General features: G+C 56.3%; 16 protein-coding genes and 1 pseudogene. 9 read left to right on the plus strand and 8 right to left on the minus strand.

Annotated features, from left to right (window positions below; all coding sequences use genetic code 11):
* Positions 1-16: 16 nt before the first annotated feature.
* Both FN633_RS05880 and FN633_RS05885 read right to left on the minus strand, forming a co-directional pair.
* Positions 17-805: a cytochrome c oxidase assembly protein gene (locus FN633_RS05880; RefSeq protein WP_154057070.1), complete on the minus strand. Its 789-nt coding sequence runs from the start codon at positions 803-805 to the stop codon at positions 17-19.
* 15 nt (positions 806-820) lie between these two features.
* On the minus strand, positions 821-1,285 hold the full coding sequence (locus FN633_RS05885) for a DUF2243 domain-containing protein (RefSeq protein WP_154057071.1): 465 nt from the start codon (positions 1,283-1,285) through the stop codon (positions 821-823).
* A 175-nt stretch (positions 1,286-1,460) separates the two neighbouring features.
* On the opposite strand from FN633_RS05885, the gene FN633_RS05890 reads away from it, so the two are divergent.
* A complete protein-coding gene (locus FN633_RS05890) occupies positions 1,461-2,018 on the plus strand; it encodes a histidine phosphatase family protein (protein WP_208673965.1) in 558 nt (185 codons plus the stop codon).
* A 70-nt stretch (positions 2,019-2,088) separates the two neighbouring features.
* Here the strand turns inward: FN633_RS05890 and yncL are convergent, their stop codons facing one another.
* Complete coding sequence (yncL, locus tag FN633_RS05895) at positions 2,089-2,181, minus strand: stress response membrane protein YncL (RefSeq protein WP_072015273.1); 93 nt, start codon at positions 2,179-2,181, stop codon at positions 2,089-2,091.
* A gap of 193 nt (positions 2,182-2,374) precedes the next feature.
* Here yncL and FN633_RS05900 point away from each other — a divergent pair, with 193 nt between their 5' ends.
* Entirely contained in the window at positions 2,375-3,001 is a 627-nt protein-coding gene (locus FN633_RS05900; protein ID WP_154057073.1) for a LysE family translocator, read from the plus strand.
* On the opposite strand, the gene FN633_RS05905 is transcribed toward FN633_RS05900, so the two are convergent.
* Together FN633_RS05905 and FN633_RS05915 are read right to left on the minus strand one after the other, a co-directional pair.
* The gene (locus FN633_RS05905) at positions 2,998-4,812 is read right to left on the minus strand and encodes a sensor domain-containing diguanylate cyclase (RefSeq protein ID WP_154057074.1); all 1,815 of its coding nucleotides are present in this window, start codon (positions 4,810-4,812) and stop codon (positions 2,998-3,000) included. The genes FN633_RS05900 and FN633_RS05905 overlap by 4 nt on opposite strands.
* 245 nt (positions 4,813-5,057) lie before the next feature.
* Positions 5,058-6,084: pseudogene (locus tag FN633_RS05915) on the minus strand (GGDEF domain-containing protein).
* A 248-nt stretch (positions 6,085-6,332) separates the two neighbouring features.
* Here FN633_RS05915 and FN633_RS05920 point away from each other — a divergent pair.
* Positions 6,333-6,638: a hypothetical protein gene (locus tag FN633_RS05920; protein ID WP_154057075.1), complete on the plus strand. Its 306-nt coding sequence runs from the start codon at positions 6,333-6,335 to the stop codon at positions 6,636-6,638.
* On the opposite strand, the gene FN633_RS05925 is transcribed toward FN633_RS05920, so the two are convergent.
* The gene (locus FN633_RS05925) at positions 6,635-7,132 is read right to left on the minus strand and encodes a 2-thiouracil desulfurase family protein (protein WP_154057076.1); all 498 of its coding nucleotides are present in this window, start codon (positions 7,130-7,132) and stop codon (positions 6,635-6,637) included. The two genes, FN633_RS05920 and FN633_RS05925, sit on opposite strands and share 4 nt — an antisense overlap.
* A 166-nt stretch (positions 7,133-7,298) precedes the next feature.
* Here FN633_RS05925 and FN633_RS05930 point away from each other — a divergent pair, with 166 nt between their 5' ends.
* The gene (locus tag FN633_RS05930) at positions 7,299-8,006 is read left to right on the plus strand and encodes a CTP synthase C-terminal region-related (seleno)protein (protein ID WP_154057077.1); all 708 of its coding nucleotides are present in this window, start codon (positions 7,299-7,301) and stop codon (positions 8,004-8,006) included.
* An 18-nt stretch (positions 8,007-8,024) separates the two neighbouring features.
* Here the strand turns inward: FN633_RS05930 and FN633_RS05935 are convergent, their stop codons facing one another.
* Entirely contained in the window at positions 8,025-9,212 is a 1,188-nt protein-coding gene (locus FN633_RS05935; RefSeq protein WP_154057078.1) for a CynX/NimT family MFS transporter, read from the minus strand.
* A gap of 192 nt (positions 9,213-9,404) precedes the next feature.
* Between FN633_RS05935 and FN633_RS05940 the strand changes: the two genes are divergently transcribed.
* The 4 genes from FN633_RS05940 to FN633_RS05955 are packed head-to-tail and all read left to right on the plus strand — an operon-like array spanning position 9,405 to position 12,507.
* Positions 9,405-10,229: an ABC transporter substrate-binding protein gene (locus tag FN633_RS05940; RefSeq protein ID WP_042392910.1), complete on the plus strand. Its 825-nt coding sequence runs from the start codon at positions 9,405-9,407 to the stop codon at positions 10,227-10,229.
* A 1-nt stretch (position 10,230) separates the two neighbouring features.
* A complete protein-coding gene (locus FN633_RS05945; RefSeq protein ID WP_154057079.1) occupies positions 10,231-11,052 on the plus strand; it encodes an amino acid ABC transporter ATP-binding protein in 822 nt (273 codons plus the stop codon).
* Positions 11,052-11,825: an amino acid ABC transporter permease gene (locus tag FN633_RS05950; protein WP_154057080.1), complete on the plus strand. Its 774-nt coding sequence runs from the start codon at positions 11,052-11,054 to the stop codon at positions 11,823-11,825. Before FN633_RS05945 ends, FN633_RS05950 begins: the two co-directional genes overlap by 1 nt.
* Positions 11,815-12,507, plus strand: a complete 693-nt coding sequence (locus FN633_RS05955) for an amino acid ABC transporter permease (RefSeq protein WP_154057081.1) — start codon at positions 11,815-11,817, stop codon at positions 12,505-12,507. Before FN633_RS05950 ends, FN633_RS05955 begins: the two co-directional genes overlap by 11 nt.
* Here the strand turns inward: FN633_RS05955 and FN633_RS05960 are convergent.
* Positions 12,490-12,936, minus strand: coding sequence for a DUF441 domain-containing protein (locus FN633_RS05960; protein WP_103821151.1), 447 nt, complete (start codon positions 12,934-12,936; stop codon positions 12,490-12,492). The two genes, FN633_RS05955 and FN633_RS05960, sit on opposite strands and share 18 nt — an antisense overlap.
* A gap of 182 nt (positions 12,937-13,118) precedes the next feature.
* Between FN633_RS05960 and yoaI the strand changes: the two genes are divergently transcribed.
* Positions 13,119-13,223 carry a small membrane protein YoaI gene (gene yoaI, locus FN633_RS18560; protein ID WP_279538280.1) on the plus strand — a complete coding sequence of 35 codons (105 nt, stop codon included), beginning with the start codon at positions 13,119-13,121 and terminating at the stop codon, positions 13,221-13,223.
* The last annotated feature ends 415 nt before the right edge of the window (positions 13,224-13,638 follow it).

A 13,638-nucleotide genomic window follows, 5' to 3' on the forward strand; every position in this document is an offset into this window, starting at 1 on the left:
CTCCCCTTTATTGACCTTAATACCCCTTCAAAGCACCTGGCAGGGCGCTGCGCTGGCGGAACCAGGCCGCAAAAAAGCCGATGATAATGAGAAACTCGGCAAGATCGCCGCCGTAATACATCCACTGCGCGGCTGCCTGAATCTCCTCAATACTGGCCGAGGTGCCCTGCGGGTAGCCATAGCCGTACATCAGTTTGCCGAGGATTGCGTGCGCGGCGGTAGCCAGGAAAATCACTATCAGCCGTACATTTCTCGACGGACGATGGGGGGCAGGATCCGGTCCGGCAACAGACCAGGTAAACAGGTAGCCGGAGAGGACAAAATGCACGTGTAGCAAAACAAACAGCACGGGATCGCCCATGCTCAACGTGTAAAAAGGCGTGAGATAGAGCAGATACATGCCGCCTATATCCAGAAACGCAGCGGTAACCGGGTGGATCAAAAAACGTATCGGACGGATGCGGAGAAAATTCATGATGCCGCGCGCCGTACGGGCGGAGACGCTGCGTAGTAAAAGCGAACCCGGTGCGCCAAATACCAGTCCAAGCGGCCCAAACATACCTAAAAATAGATGCTGCACCATATGACCGCGCAGATCGTGATGGGCCCAGCTTGCCAGCGGCGGCAGTATGGCGGCCACAATCAGCACGGTTCCGGCGGTAAAGCTGGCGATGCGCCAGCCGCTCCAGCGGGCGGTACGGCGTATCCGCAAGGCGGCTAACAGATACAAGCCAAGCAGCACCATCGGAACAATGACCAGAAGAATAAACAGCGCGGCTGAAGGTGCGCTTTCTGGATGATGCATCATCGGCTCCACGTCTTAACCCCTGGCCGTACGGCGCGCGCGGCGAAAGAGCAGATAGCCTACCAGCAACAGCAGCAGGGCAACCCCGTTCCAGATGACATCGTAGAGTAGAACGTTCTCAACGTAGCGGATCTGATGCAGCCTGAGCAGCTTGTGATCGACAATTCCGTCAAACAGCTGAAAACCTCCCATCCCCAAAATGAAGCCCGCCCATGCTGCCGTTCGATTAAGCACGCCGCGACGATAGAGCCTGGTAAACATAAAAAAACCGAGCACAAATAAGATCAGCTCAGCGGAGTGCAGCAACCCATCCGACAGCAGGCTGAAAGCCGGGGTACCCCAGTCAAAAAAGTGATGCCAGGCCAGAAGCTGATGGAAGACCACCTCATCAATTGCCGCCATCATACCGATGCCCATGGGAAGGGTGGCAAGCAGGGAACGTTTGAGGTCGGCGTGAAGCGGGGACGTTAATGGCGGCATGCGCTCTCCTGAGAAAATTAAAATTTTACTTAAGAAGCGTAGCTGAAAATAATCGGATGCCGGAGGGGCACTGCGCGTTATCTGTGCTTTTGACAAAGTTTCCTGCTCTCCCACTGAAGATGCTAATCTGCTGATTTATTAGAGCTGTTTGATAATGAGAAGGAAGGTATCCGCAATGGAGATTACGTTAGTCAGGCATGGCAAACCCGATTTGAAAAAGTCTGGCAGGGTAAATGCGACAGGTATGCGGGAGTGGGTATCTGCCTACGACGCCTCACGTATTTCTGGATCGCCTGCATCTGCCGCGAAAGCAGCGTGCCAAAAAAGTAACCTTATTGTGAGCAGTCCGCTGCCTCGCGCTGTTTCTTCTCTTCATACGTTGGGCGTAAAGCCAAATTTCATTTTAAATGAGTTGAGCGAGGCCCCACTTCCGATCTTTAACGTACCGGCGATTAAACTGCCGCCTTCACTGTGGCTGGTACTCTTCAGGCTGCTCTGGCTAGCGGGTGCGTCGTCAAAGAGTGAGTCATGCGCAGATGCTCAACAGCGCGCTAAAAGAGTCGCGGATCACCTGACAGCACTCGCCCATGAGCACGAACAGGTTTTCAGCATGGGGCACGGCATAATGAACAAGCTGATAGCCAAAGAGCTCGAACGCGCAGGTTGGAAAAAAGTTACGGATGGGGAATCGGGTTACTGGGGGACGGTGAGATACGCATTACCCACTTTTTAAACTATAAAAAAACGGGAGCCAGTCGGCTCCCGTTTTCTATTATCACCCTACAACCCGCTCTGAAGCAGTATCAGAACCAGTTGTACTTAGAGTAAAGGGTCAGAAAGAGACCTGCTGCGGCTAACACATTCAGCAAGACTACCGTTCTGCTTGATACATTCATCGTTGCGTCCTTTCGGTTACGTGACGGAGAGTTTAAACCAATTCAATGAACTAAAAACTACCAAAAATGGTGTGTGCCAGAGGGCAATCATTTCATGAACATTGCCGGGCATTTACAATGAGAGAAGTATAGACCGCACTTGCCTGACGTAAAGTATGATTAGGCATCTTTTACATATTCATGGAGACACAGCTTGACCATATACGACTCCCTGCTGGCGTTTACGCTGGCCGCTGCTCTGCTTACCCTGACTCCAGGACTGGATACCGCGCTGGTCCTGCGCACCGCCTCGGTCGAGAGTCGGGCTCAGGCGTTTAAAGTTGCGCTGGGTATTAATGCCGGGTGCTTTATCTGGGGCGCGATGGTGGCGTTTGGTCTGGGGGCGCTGATCGCCGTCTCTGAGCTGGCCTATTCAATTCTGAAATACTGCGGCGCAGCTTACCTCTGCTGGCTGGGGGTGAATATGCTGCTGAGTCGCGGAGGTGGGCTAACCGCGGCGGCAGAGGGCGAGGCACCCAAGGCAAAGCAGAACGGATTTATGAAGGGGCTGCTGGGTAATCTGCTAAACCCTAAGATGGGCGTCTTCTACGTCTCCTTTTTACCGCAGTTCATTCCCCACGGTCAGCCTCTCATCGCCTGGACCTTTGGGCTGGTGGCGATCCATGTTGTGCTGGGGCAGACCTGGTCAACGGTGCTGATTCTGGCGACGCGTCCGCTCGGTCGTTTCCTGAAACGCAGCGCGGTAATACGCTGGATGGATCGCACCACCGGCACGCTGTTTATTCTCTTTGCCGCTAAGCTGGCGCTGAGTAAACGCTAATAGGTTCCATGTCGCAGTAGGCCAGGCAGCTTATCCACTGCGCTGCCCTTTGCCAGCCAGGCCGGGATCTCCGCTGCGGAAATCGGCCTGGAGAAGTAATACCCCTGCGCCTCGTCACAGCCGTACTCCTTCAGCATCATAGCCGTCTGCCTGTCTTCAATCCCTTCAGCGAGCACCAGATAGCTCAGATCCTTCAGCATCGAGATGACGTTGCGGGCGATAATTCGGCTATCGGAGTCGGAGCTAATCTGGCTAATCAGCGAGCGATCGAGCTTGATAATGTCGAAAGGAATACGTCGCAGATAGCTGATGTTGCTGTAGCCTGCGCCGAAATCATCCAGCAGGATTTTAAAGCCTCTCTTTTTCAACTGACCCAACTCGTACAGTGCCTCATCGCTCTCTAGCACCTTCTCGGTCTCCAGACATTCGATACGCAGATCCGCTACCGTAAGCCCGGCACTAAGCAGGCTCTTCTCCAGTTCGTCGGCAAAACCCCGACGCGAGAAGTCGCTTACCGTGACGTTAATGGAAATAGGCAGGTCGATCCCGGCTTTGCGCCAGGCCTGAAGCTGGTCAATAACGGTTTTGATGACCCATTGCGTAATATCCGTCATCAGGCTGGTCTTCTCTGCCAGCTGAACAATGGTAGACGGCGGCACGTTGCCCTGTACCGGATGATGCCAGCGAAGCAGTGCTTCACAGCCTTGGGTCAGGCCGGTATGCAGTGAAATTTTCGGCTGATAGACCATATAGAGCTGATCCGGCGCTTTAATCGCTTCGCTCAGATCGTGCAGCAGCCGGAAGTGGTTATTGCGTTTCTGATCGAGAAGAGGATCGAAGGCCAGAACAGGAATTTGCTCGCGCATCGCCTCATGCAGGGCACTGATGCCCTGGCGCAGAATTTCATGCGGATCGTTATCCTGCGGGATGAAGTTGACGTAGCCGGTACGCACCTTCAGGTGAATACCAATGTCGCCACGGATCTGTACATCGATATCCGGTAGAGAGCCCGCCCTTTGGATTAGCGTTTGGGCGATCGCGGCGTCTACGAGTACGGCATAACGCCCTGGCGCAAAGGCAAACAGCGTCATTCGCGAAGGCAGCTTCAGGCGCAGGCGCAGCAGGGGGCCAAATCCACGCAGCATCTTCTCTACGGCGAGTAGACCAAGATAGCGCGTCAGTTCATAGGCGCGGGGCATATCAATACAGTCGAAGAGGATCAGCGACCAAGGCTGCGCGTTGTTATCCAGCACCAGCGTCTCGATCTCTTTTAAAAGAGACTGACGGTTAGGCAATCCGGTCAGGCCATCCACGCGGCCTAGCGAATACCAGGCTTCAAGATAGGTGCTGGCAAGGGCGGCAATGCGCAGGAAGTTTTCAATCTGCTCCGGTGTTGCCGTGACCGGTTGAGTATGGCTAACGCACAGCGTCCCCAATACAAACCCTTCCTTCGTTTGTAGGGGAGCAGCGGCATAGAAGATGGCCTGTCCTGTGGTAACCAGAAAATGATCGGCAAAGCGACTGTCGGTACGGGTGTCGGAGCAGATAACCGGCTCGGCGCTGGCAACGGCATATTGACACATCGTTTCAGGGATCGAAGATTTTATTGGCAGCTGGGAGATGTTCTTTGCATATTTAATATATTGATACTGGTCGTCGAAAATAGTGACGAAGCAGCTATTAACGCCCATTATATCGCTGGCCAGACTCGCGAACTCGCCAAGAGCGGTGTCTCGCGCTTTGTCGTGCTTGCGTAAAAGGGCCAGCGCTGCCAGCCTTTTCGTTTCGTTCTTGCTGAGTCCACTGAACATGCATGAGCTCCTGCTCAGATGAGGATCTAAAACAGTAAAATCCGTACCGACACAATATTATTTGTAACACTAAATTAATATCTCATCTACTGGCCAGCGCAGGTAGACGATATAAAGAAATAGGGGATACGAGAGGGATTACCACCAGCCCAGCTGCGTACCGGCAACGACAACAATCGCCACGATCAGCATAATAACCGTTGTTTTTTTCACGCCATGCTCCTGAAAAATCGTTAAATAATGAATTAATCCAGCACGATAAAGGGGCTTTTTTGCCGACCTTTCTTCTCCTGATACATGGCGACATCGGCCATGCGCAGGGCAGTATCGGCGTCGGTCTGCGTCGGGTCAACCTCAACAATACCGATACTGGCACCAGGGTAATAGATCCGTACATCCCCCAGGCTATAGTCGCCGGTAATGTGACCGCTTAAGCGCGCTTTCAGCTCGCTGAGATAGGTCTCGTCGCTTTTCCCGCGCGCTGCCCGGACAGGCAAGCATGAACTCATCGCCGCCCAGCCTGCCAGCGATGTCGTTGGCGTCGCACTGACGTATGATCCGCTGGCCCACCTGCACCAGAAAGAGATCGCCCACGTCATGGCCAAAGCTATCGTTGATTGACTTAAAGTTATCGAGATCGATAAAAGCAATGATCACCGGCACATCCAGATGGCGGGCCAGCGAGAAAAGGGTGGTGAGGTTATCGAATATCGCCCGTCGATTAGGCAAGCCGGTGAGCGCATCAGTGTAGGAGTGGGAAATCAGCGCCGCGTTGGCTTCTCGCAGCTGCGCCACTAGCGACTCCTTCTGGATCGCCTGCGAAATCAGTCCGGCAAAGAGTTGCAGAACCTGGTTTGCCCGCACGCTTAGCGCGTGGGTTTCGGCGCTGGCCGCGCAGAGCGTGCCGTACAGCGTCCCATCGGCCAGATGAACGGGCGTGCTGAGATAGGTTTTGATGCCCAGCGCGCGCGCAGGGCCGCAGTCGCTCCAGTGCGTAGCCACGTCATTGCTGAAAAAGCACTCGTCATCCAGAGCGCGCTTGCAGAGCGTATCGCCCCAGGGCACAGAGAGCCCCTCAGGGATATTCATCTGCTTACTGTTTCGGGCATACAGGATGTGCTGCAGGCGGGCATCAATATCGATTTTGGTCAGGTAGGTTGACTCCATCTCGGTTACCAGCTCAAGCATCTCCAGCAGCTGGCGAACCAGACTTTCAACGGTTTGTTCACTTGCGAGCGTTTCCGAGACGCGAGCCAGAATAATATCTGACATGACTATCTTTTACTCCGGTATAGAGGCAAAGAACCCTTATACATTATGGTTAATATTTACACTGTCCGCATAGTAAAACATGAAAAGTGGCGGATTCATATATCATGTTTTCTGCGTCGCCCAAAATCAGCTGAGGTTTTGATCGCAGGTATCAATTACTGTGGTGACAATGACCTGTCTCCCGGAGTAAAATTTCGCTTAGGAATTATCCTAACCGCAAATTCTATTTTTCTGTGAACGAGAGAGCTATGTTTCAGTTAAAACCGGGCAGCCTGGCAATGGTTATTGGCGCACAAACTCCAGCTGGACGCCGCAATATTGGTAAATCCGTGGAGCTGTTTGCGCTGTGTCAGCCGGGAGATCGTTTCCTCAACCCGGTTAACGGCGTGATGACCGACATGCCGGTAACTGCCCCACGTGCGCTATGGCTGGTTACCGGGGACGTTGTGGCCTTCGACGGCCAACACGGTTTTGCGTTCGTGCGCGCCGAGCATCTGATGCCGCTTCTGCCGGACTCCCTGCCGGAAGAAGAGGAGGCCCGCGAGTGGTGCTAATTTGCGTCGTGTGTGTTGATCCAGGCAATGAGCGCGGGCAGTTCCTGTTCTGAAAATACCTTAATGCCGTGTTCAGCCAGCAACGCTGCTGCCACGCCCATTCCCGGCTGGCGCTGACCGCTAAAGCTGCCGTCGTAAATAGCGCGGCTACCGCAGGTCGGGCTGCCGTCGGTTAACAGCGCGGCGCGACAGCCTGCCTCCTGCGCCGCACGTAGCGCCAGCCAGGCAGCCAGCTGATAATGTCCGGTTACATCGGTGCCGTCGCTCTCTGTAATGCGGGCCGCATTACGCATTACGTCCTTCCCAGTACCGCCGCTAATTTCCGCCGACAGTCGCGGCACCGGCAGGCCGGCTGCCAGCTCAGGACAGTGGATCACCAGCCGTCCCTCCTGTTGCCAGCGCGCCAGGGTGGCCTCTACCGGCTGCTTTTCACTGCCGTTATAGCGCACCTTAAAGCCCATCAGGCAGGCGCTTACAAGGATCCTGGTTTTCATGGTCTACATTGGGCAAGGTGACAATAGCCACAGGGTAATACAGCAGTATGAAAAATGCTCTCATCCGTCGCCCACCTATTTTAAGGTATTGTGATACCTGTAAAAGATCGGTAATCTGAGGCTCCTTGTGTTATCCGTAATTTGCCCCTGACATAAGGACTCCCGCATGGAACACACTCCTTTGAAAAAAACGCTGCGTATTGCTCTCGTCGGCGACTATAACCCAGACGTTGTCGCACACCAGGCGATCCCTCTGGCGATTGATGATGCCGCCGCCGTGCAGGAACTGACGGCCGACTACGACTGGCTGGCAACCGATGAGATCGGCAGTGAAGAAGACTTGGTAGGCTACGACGCCATTTGGGTTGTGCCTGCTAGCCCCTATAAAAATGTTCAGGGCGCGTTCACGGCGATCCGCTATGCCCGCGAGAACAGCGTGCCGTTTCTCGGCACCTGCGGTGGATTCCAGCACGCGCTCATTGAGTACGCGCGCAACGTCATGGGCTGGGACGATGCGGCGCATGCAGAAACCGACAGTGAAGGACGGATGGTGGTGACGCCGCTGGCCTGCTCGCTGGTGGAGCAGACCGGCACTATCGAGCTGCGCTCTAATACGCTGATTGCCCGCGCCTACGGCAAAGATGCCATTGATGAGGGTTATCACTGTAACTATGGGGTGTCGCCAGAGTTTGCCGCCGAGCTGGATAAGACCGATCTGCGCGTTACCGGCTGGGATGAGGAGGGCGAAGTGCGCGCCGTTGAGCTGATCACGCACCCGTTCTTTGTTGCGACGCTGTTCCAGCACGAGCGTGCCGCGCTGAGCGGACGTCCCGCGCCGCTGGTGCATGCGCTGCTGCGCGTCGCCAGTAACTAATCTCTCATCACACCTCTCTTACCGGGCGTCGATCTCGCGATCGCGTCCGGCAAAAACGCCAAACGCTGCCATCACCACCGCGAGCAGGGCGCAGGCGATCAGCGGAATGCGCCAGTCGCCGCTGGCGTCGTGGATCTTGCCCATCAGCGGCGGGCCAAATGCCGCCAGCAGGTAGCCCACTGACTGCGCCATGCCGGAGAGCGCTGCCGCCTGATGCGCCGAGCTGGCACGCAGGCCGATAAAGGTCAGACCGAGGATCATCGTCGCGCCCGAACCGAAACCAAAGATGACCGTCCACAGCACCGCGTGGGCGGGAACCAGCCACAGCCCGGCGGCGCTGACGGCGCACATCAGCGCCACCAGCGCGGCGATGCTGCGCTGATCGCGCAGGCGATGCAGGATCAGCGGAATAACAATGCCTGGCGCGGCGGTTGCCAGCTGCAATAGGCCATGCAGAGAACCCGCCTGGGTTTCGCTGTACCCCAGACTCAGCAGGATCGCCGGCAGCCAGCCGATAACCACGTAGTAGATCAGCGAGTTGATCCCCAGAAAGAGCGTCACCTGCCAGGCCAGCGCCGATCGCCAGATCCCACGGTTTTGCAGGCTACCCGCCTGGGTCAGGCTGCTTGCTGCCCGACGGCCGGTCTGAGGCAGCCACAGCAGCAGGGCAACGAGGGGGAACGCCATCAGCATCAGCAGCGCCCCCCGCCAGCCAAATCCGTGTAGCGCCAGGGGCACAACCAGCGCCGAACCCAGCGCGGCGGCTGCGCCCATCGTCAGCGAATAGGCACCGGTCAGCTTTGCGACCTGGCCGGGAAAGTCGCGCTTAATCAGGCCGGGCAGCAGCACGTTACCCAGCGCAATCCCGCAGCCGACGATCGCCGTACCGATAAACAGCAGCGTCGCAGACGGCAGCGAGCGCAGGGCAATGCCTGCACAAATAAGGATCAGCGCGGTGGCGAGGCTGCGCTCCATGCCAAAGCGGCGGGCGGCACCGGCCGCCAGCGGGGAGATAAGGGCAAAGGCCAGCAGCGGCAGGGTGGTCAGGAGTCCGGTTTGTGCCGTGGTCAGGCCGTAGTCGGCGCGAATGGCATCCAGCAGCGGGGCGGCACCGGTAAAGGTCACGCGCAGAGTGGTGGCAATCATTAAGATCCCGGCAATCAGCAGCAGTCCCTGCTTGCGGCCGGAGGAGGTCAGGCTAGTCATTGTTTTCTCAGGTTGAATACGTTGCCGATAGGATAACGCTTTTTCGCTGCGATGAAAGCAACGGACAGCGCCTGCGTATATAGCCTTATTCTATTTATGGATATGTAATGCACTTTTTGATATTTGTCTGACGCCAAAGCTTATGTGAACGTAGCGCTTAATACTTATAACAAGGGATAACAGGGATTAAGCATGGCAACGTTTACACAGACTAAAAAAGCATGGACCTTCTCCACGCTGGCGCTCCTTTCAACACTCTCTTTTGCCGCTCACGCCGATAAACTGGCCGACATTAAGTCCGCTGGCGTGGTGAAAGTCGCCACCTTTGATGCAAACCCGCCGTTTGGCGCAGTCGATCCCAAAACCCATGATATCGTGGGCTATGACGTCGACTTTGCTAAAGCGCTGGCGAAAAGCCTCGGCGTTAAGCTGGAGCTAGTTGCGACTAACCCGGCGAACCGTATTCCACTGTTGCAGTCTGGCAAGGTTGACCTGATCGTTGCCGACATCACCATTACGCCAGAGCGTGCCCAGGTTATCGACTTCTCCACGCCGTACTTTGTTACCGGTCAGCAGTTCCTGGTGGCGGCAGACGGTGCGGATAAGCTGGACGCCTACGGCAAGTCGCGTATCGGTGCGGTAAAAGGCACCACCGGCGAGCAGGCGCTGCATCAGCGCTTCCCGCAAGCGCGCGTGCTGGCCTATGACGATATCCCGCTGGCCTTAACCGCTCTGCGTAACGGTAACGTGCAGGCGATCACCCAGGACAGTACAATTTTGGCTGGCCTGCTGGCGGAAGCGCCGGATAAAGCCAAGTTTAAAATCCTGCCGGATCTGCTCTCTAAAGAGGAGATTGGCGTAGGCGTACCCAAAGGTGAAACGGCGCTGCTGAATACGGTAAACAGCGAGCTGGTGAAACTTGAGCAGAGCGGTGACGCAGCCAAAATTTACGATGCCTGGTTTGGTCCGCAGACCAAAACGCCCCAGCCGCGCAGCTTTAAAATAGAAGCGAAGTAATATGTTTGCAGGTCTTTTCTCCGCCTCTGTGGCCAGTGCCACGGAGGCGTTTCCCGTGCAGGCGGGCACGGTCGAATTCCGCCAGGTCAGCAAGCGCTATGGCGTTCAGCCGGTGTTAAAGCAGATCGATCTTCAGGTTCGCGCTGGTGAGGTGCTTGCCGTCTGCGGGCCGTCCGGATCGGGAAAATCGACGCTGATCCGTCTGATTAACCAGCTTGAGACGGTAAGCGGGGGCGAAATCTACGTTGACGGTAAACCTACCAGCACCCTGAAAGGCAAGGCGCTGCGCGAGCTACGTCGCCATGTGGGTTTTGTCTTCCAGCAGTTTAACCTTTACGCCCATCTTAACGCGCTGGATAACATCACTCTGGCGCTAACCAAAGTGCACGGCCAGTCCCCGCATGAGGCGGAGGAGACGGCGCTGGCGCTGCTTGAGCGGGTCGGCTTGCGCGATAAGGCCCACCACCTGCCGTCCCAGCTCTCCGGCGGCCAGCAGCAGCGGGTGGCAATCGCCCGCACGCTGGCAGCAAAGCCGCACATCATCCTGTTTGACGAGCCGACCTCGGCGCTCGATCCCGAAACGATTGGCGAGGTGTTACAGGTCATGCGTAGCCTGGCCCACAGCGGCATGACGCTGATCGTGGTGACCCATGAAATGCAGTTTGCCCGCGAGATCGCTGACCGGGTGATCTTTATCGACGGCGGCGAGATCCTTGAGCAGGCTGCACCGGAGCAGTTCTTTACCGCCCCGCAGCACCCACGGGCACAGCGCTTCCTACAGAAGGTGCTTAACCCGCTGCACGCTGAAAGCAGGGAGCTGTAATGCACATCCATCTCGACTGGGCCGGGGTGCTTACCGGCCAGCCTGCGCAGTGGATCCTCTCCGGTTTCCTCACCACTGTCTGGGTGACCGTCGCTGGCATCGTGCTGGCCACGGCGCTGACCGTGCTGCTGCTGGCTCTCCGGCTGGCGGGAGGCGCGGTGGGACGTGGCATCGTGGCGGTATGGGTGTCGCTGTTTCGCAATACGCCACTGCTGGTTCAGCTGCTGTTCTGGTACTTTGCCGCCTGGAACCTGCTGCCGCTGGGTTTTCGCCAGTATGTTAATGACGATCACGCCTTTAGCATCCTGCCGGGCGATGTCTGGTGGTTTACGCCGGAGTTTCTCAGTTCCGCCTGGGCGCTGGGCCTGTTTACCGCGGCCTTTCTGGTCGAGGAGATCCAGGCCGGGCTGCATGCCGTAGCCAGGGGACAGATTGAGGCGGCGAAATCGCAGGGATTCAGCGAGCTGGCGCTGTTTCGCTGGGTGCTGCTGCCCCAAGGATTACGCAACGCCTGGCAGCCGGTAGTGGGACAGTATCTGAACCTGATGAAGCTCTCCTCGCTGGCGACCGGGATTGGCTTTGCCGAGCTGACCTATCAGACCCGGCAGATTGAGAGCTACAACGCCCATGCTCTGGAGGCATTTGCCGTTGGCAGCGTGCTCTATCTGCTGCTGGGGCTGGTGATGAGCCTGCTGTTTAACGCCCCGATGTGGTGGCGTGCATTGAGGCAGGAGAGGGCGCTGGCGCGCAAGGAGGTGCGGGATGATCGCTAATATCACGGTGATTACCGATAACCTGGACTATCTGCTGCTGGGCCGAGCTGCTCAGGGCGAGCCGGGCGGGGTGCTGCTGTCGGTGTTGATGACCCTCGGCGCGGGGCTGCTGGCCTTTCCTGGCGGGATTGCGCTGGCCTGCTTTGCCTGGCGCTTCAAGGGCTGGCCGCGCCGGGTGCTGTTTGCCTGGGCGGAGATTATTCGCGGCATTCCGCTGATCTTCGTTATCTTCTGGCTGTGGTTTCTGCTGCCGATGCTGACCGGAGCCGATCTGCCCGGCGCGGTGACCGTGACTCTGGCGCTGGCGTGGTTTACCTCCGCCTCGGTAATGTACTCCACGCTGGCCGCTATCGGCTCATTGCCCAAGGGGCAGCATGAGGCAGCCCTGGCAGCAGGTTTCAGCAGCGTACAGCTGCTGCGCTGGGTGCTGCTCCCGCAGGCGCTGCGTAACGCGCTCCCCTCCTATGTGGGGCTGCTGATTGCGCTGCTGAAAGACACGTCGCTGGCGTTTATCGTCAACGTTCCGGAGCTCACCACCGTTGCGGGGCAGGTTAACAACCGCGTACAGGTCTACCCGGCGGCGCTGTTTATCTTTACCGGGCTGGTTTACTACCTGCTCTGTACCCTGCTGGAGCATGCGGTTAAGCGCTGGCAGCGTCGCAGCCTACTGGCGGCCCAGTAGCAGCGACACCAGGCCCGCCGCAATCAGTGGCCCGACCGGCACGCCCCGGAACAGGGCCACGCCCAGTACCGTCCCTACCAGCAGCCCTGCCACCAGGGAGGGCTGCGCGCTCATAAGCGCCACGCCGCGTCCGCCAAGCCACGAAACAAAGATCCCTACCGCGATGGCGATCAATGATTTCCAGTTTACAAAGGAGTGCAGCAGCGTTGAGGGGGGTAGCGTACCGCTGGCGATTGGAGCCATCACGCCAATGGTCAGGATGATAATCCCGATAGTCAGGCCCTGTTTCTCGATCCACGGAAAATAGACGTTCAGCGGGGTCATGCGGATCATAATCAGCACCATGATCGACACGGCAACGGTGGTGTTGTGGCTAATGAATCCGAGGGCAGTCAGCCCCAGCAGAATAAACAGAGTGGTATCGAACATAAAAGAGGGTTCCAGACAAAAATATAAGCTCGCTTACTTTACCGTATCTGCGTATACCAGCAGAACTTTTTCTCCCCGCTGCGAAAGTTCCTAAAAGTTTCACTTAAAATCACTTTGGCTGTCATTGAATGTTCACGTCGCTCTATTATGAATGCTGTATCGCGCAGAACAGAGACGACAAAATGAACGATCCGATGCTGACCGAGACGCTGATCATTACCTCATCCTTTTTAGGCATCATCGCCGTGCTGGTCGCGTCGGTGCTTATTTTGGAGCGAATGGGGTGATGTTAAGTAGCTAGCGTGACGTCTTAAAAACACAATAGACAGCCATGTTAGCACCAGCGAAACCGCTCCTGAGAACATCATGCTGAGAGCTGCCGTCAGATCATAAATGTTCTCATCACCGTAGATGCTAAGCATTTGGGCAAGCGAGTAGACGTTTTCAATTGGGAAGATTTGCGCCCAAAGCGTGTCGCAGGCGACAAACCAAACCACGAAAAGTAGGGCTACCGTTACTATGTTTCTAAGGCTGAGGCGAAACGAAATATCTATGAAGTATCCTTGGTATCCAGCAGTAGTTTCTAAGGTTCATTATATAAGCATAAATAGATCTTATGTTTAGTGCAATTTGTGCCATGTTTTTAATGAATTAATTTGGGTGGATTGCGAGCGAAAAAAATCAAAATCATAGGTGTCTATA

Origin of the sequence: Pseudescherichia vulneris (assembly GCF_902164725.1) — a bacterium.
Classification (GTDB): Bacteria; Pseudomonadota; Gammaproteobacteria; order Enterobacterales; family Enterobacteriaceae; genus Pseudescherichia; species Pseudescherichia vulneris.

Bases quoted from the DNA above. Each gene is read 5' to 3' on its own strand.
- FN633_RS05880 (WP_154057070.1), bottom strand. From the start codon at position 805: ATGCATCATCCAGAAAGCGCACCTTCAGCCGCGCTGTTTATTCTTCTG.
- FN633_RS05885 (WP_154057071.1), bottom strand. From the start codon at position 1,285: ATGCCGCCATTAACGTCCCCGCTTCACGCCGACCTCAAACGTTCCCTG.
- FN633_RS05890 (WP_208673965.1), top strand. From the start codon at position 1,461: ATGGAGATTACGTTAGTCAGGCATGGCAAACCCGATTTGAAAAAGTCT.
- yncL (WP_072015273.1), bottom strand. From the start codon at position 2,181: ATGAATGTATCAAGCAGAACGGTAGTCTTGCTGAATGTGTTAGCCGCA.
- FN633_RS05905 (WP_154057074.1), bottom strand. From the start codon at position 4,812: ATGTTCAGTGGACTCAGCAAGAACGAAACGAAAAGGCTGGCAGCGCTG.
- FN633_RS05920 (WP_154057075.1), top strand. From the start codon at position 6,333: ATGTTTCAGTTAAAACCGGGCAGCCTGGCAATGGTTATTGGCGCACAA.
- FN633_RS05925 (WP_154057076.1), bottom strand. From the start codon at position 7,132: ATGAAAACCAGGATCCTTGTAAGCGCCTGCCTGATGGGCTTTAAGGTG.
- FN633_RS05930 (WP_154057077.1), top strand. From the start codon at position 7,299: ATGGAACACACTCCTTTGAAAAAAACGCTGCGTATTGCTCTCGTCGGC.
- FN633_RS05935 (WP_154057078.1), bottom strand. From the start codon at position 9,212: ATGACTAGCCTGACCTCCTCCGGCCGCAAGCAGGGACTGCTGCTGATT.
- FN633_RS05940 (WP_042392910.1), top strand. From the start codon at position 9,405: ATGGCAACGTTTACACAGACTAAAAAAGCATGGACCTTCTCCACGCTG.
- FN633_RS05945 (WP_154057079.1), top strand. From the start codon at position 10,231: ATGTTTGCAGGTCTTTTCTCCGCCTCTGTGGCCAGTGCCACGGAGGCG.
- FN633_RS05950 (WP_154057080.1), top strand. From the start codon at position 11,052: ATGCACATCCATCTCGACTGGGCCGGGGTGCTTACCGGCCAGCCTGCG.
- FN633_RS05955 (WP_154057081.1), top strand. From the start codon at position 11,815: ATGATCGCTAATATCACGGTGATTACCGATAACCTGGACTATCTGCTG.
- FN633_RS05960 (WP_103821151.1), bottom strand. From the start codon at position 12,936: ATGTTCGATACCACTCTGTTTATTCTGCTGGGGCTGACTGCCCTCGGA.
- yoaI (WP_279538280.1), top strand. From the start codon at position 13,119: ATGAACGATCCGATGCTGACCGAGACGCTGATCATTACCTCATCCTTT.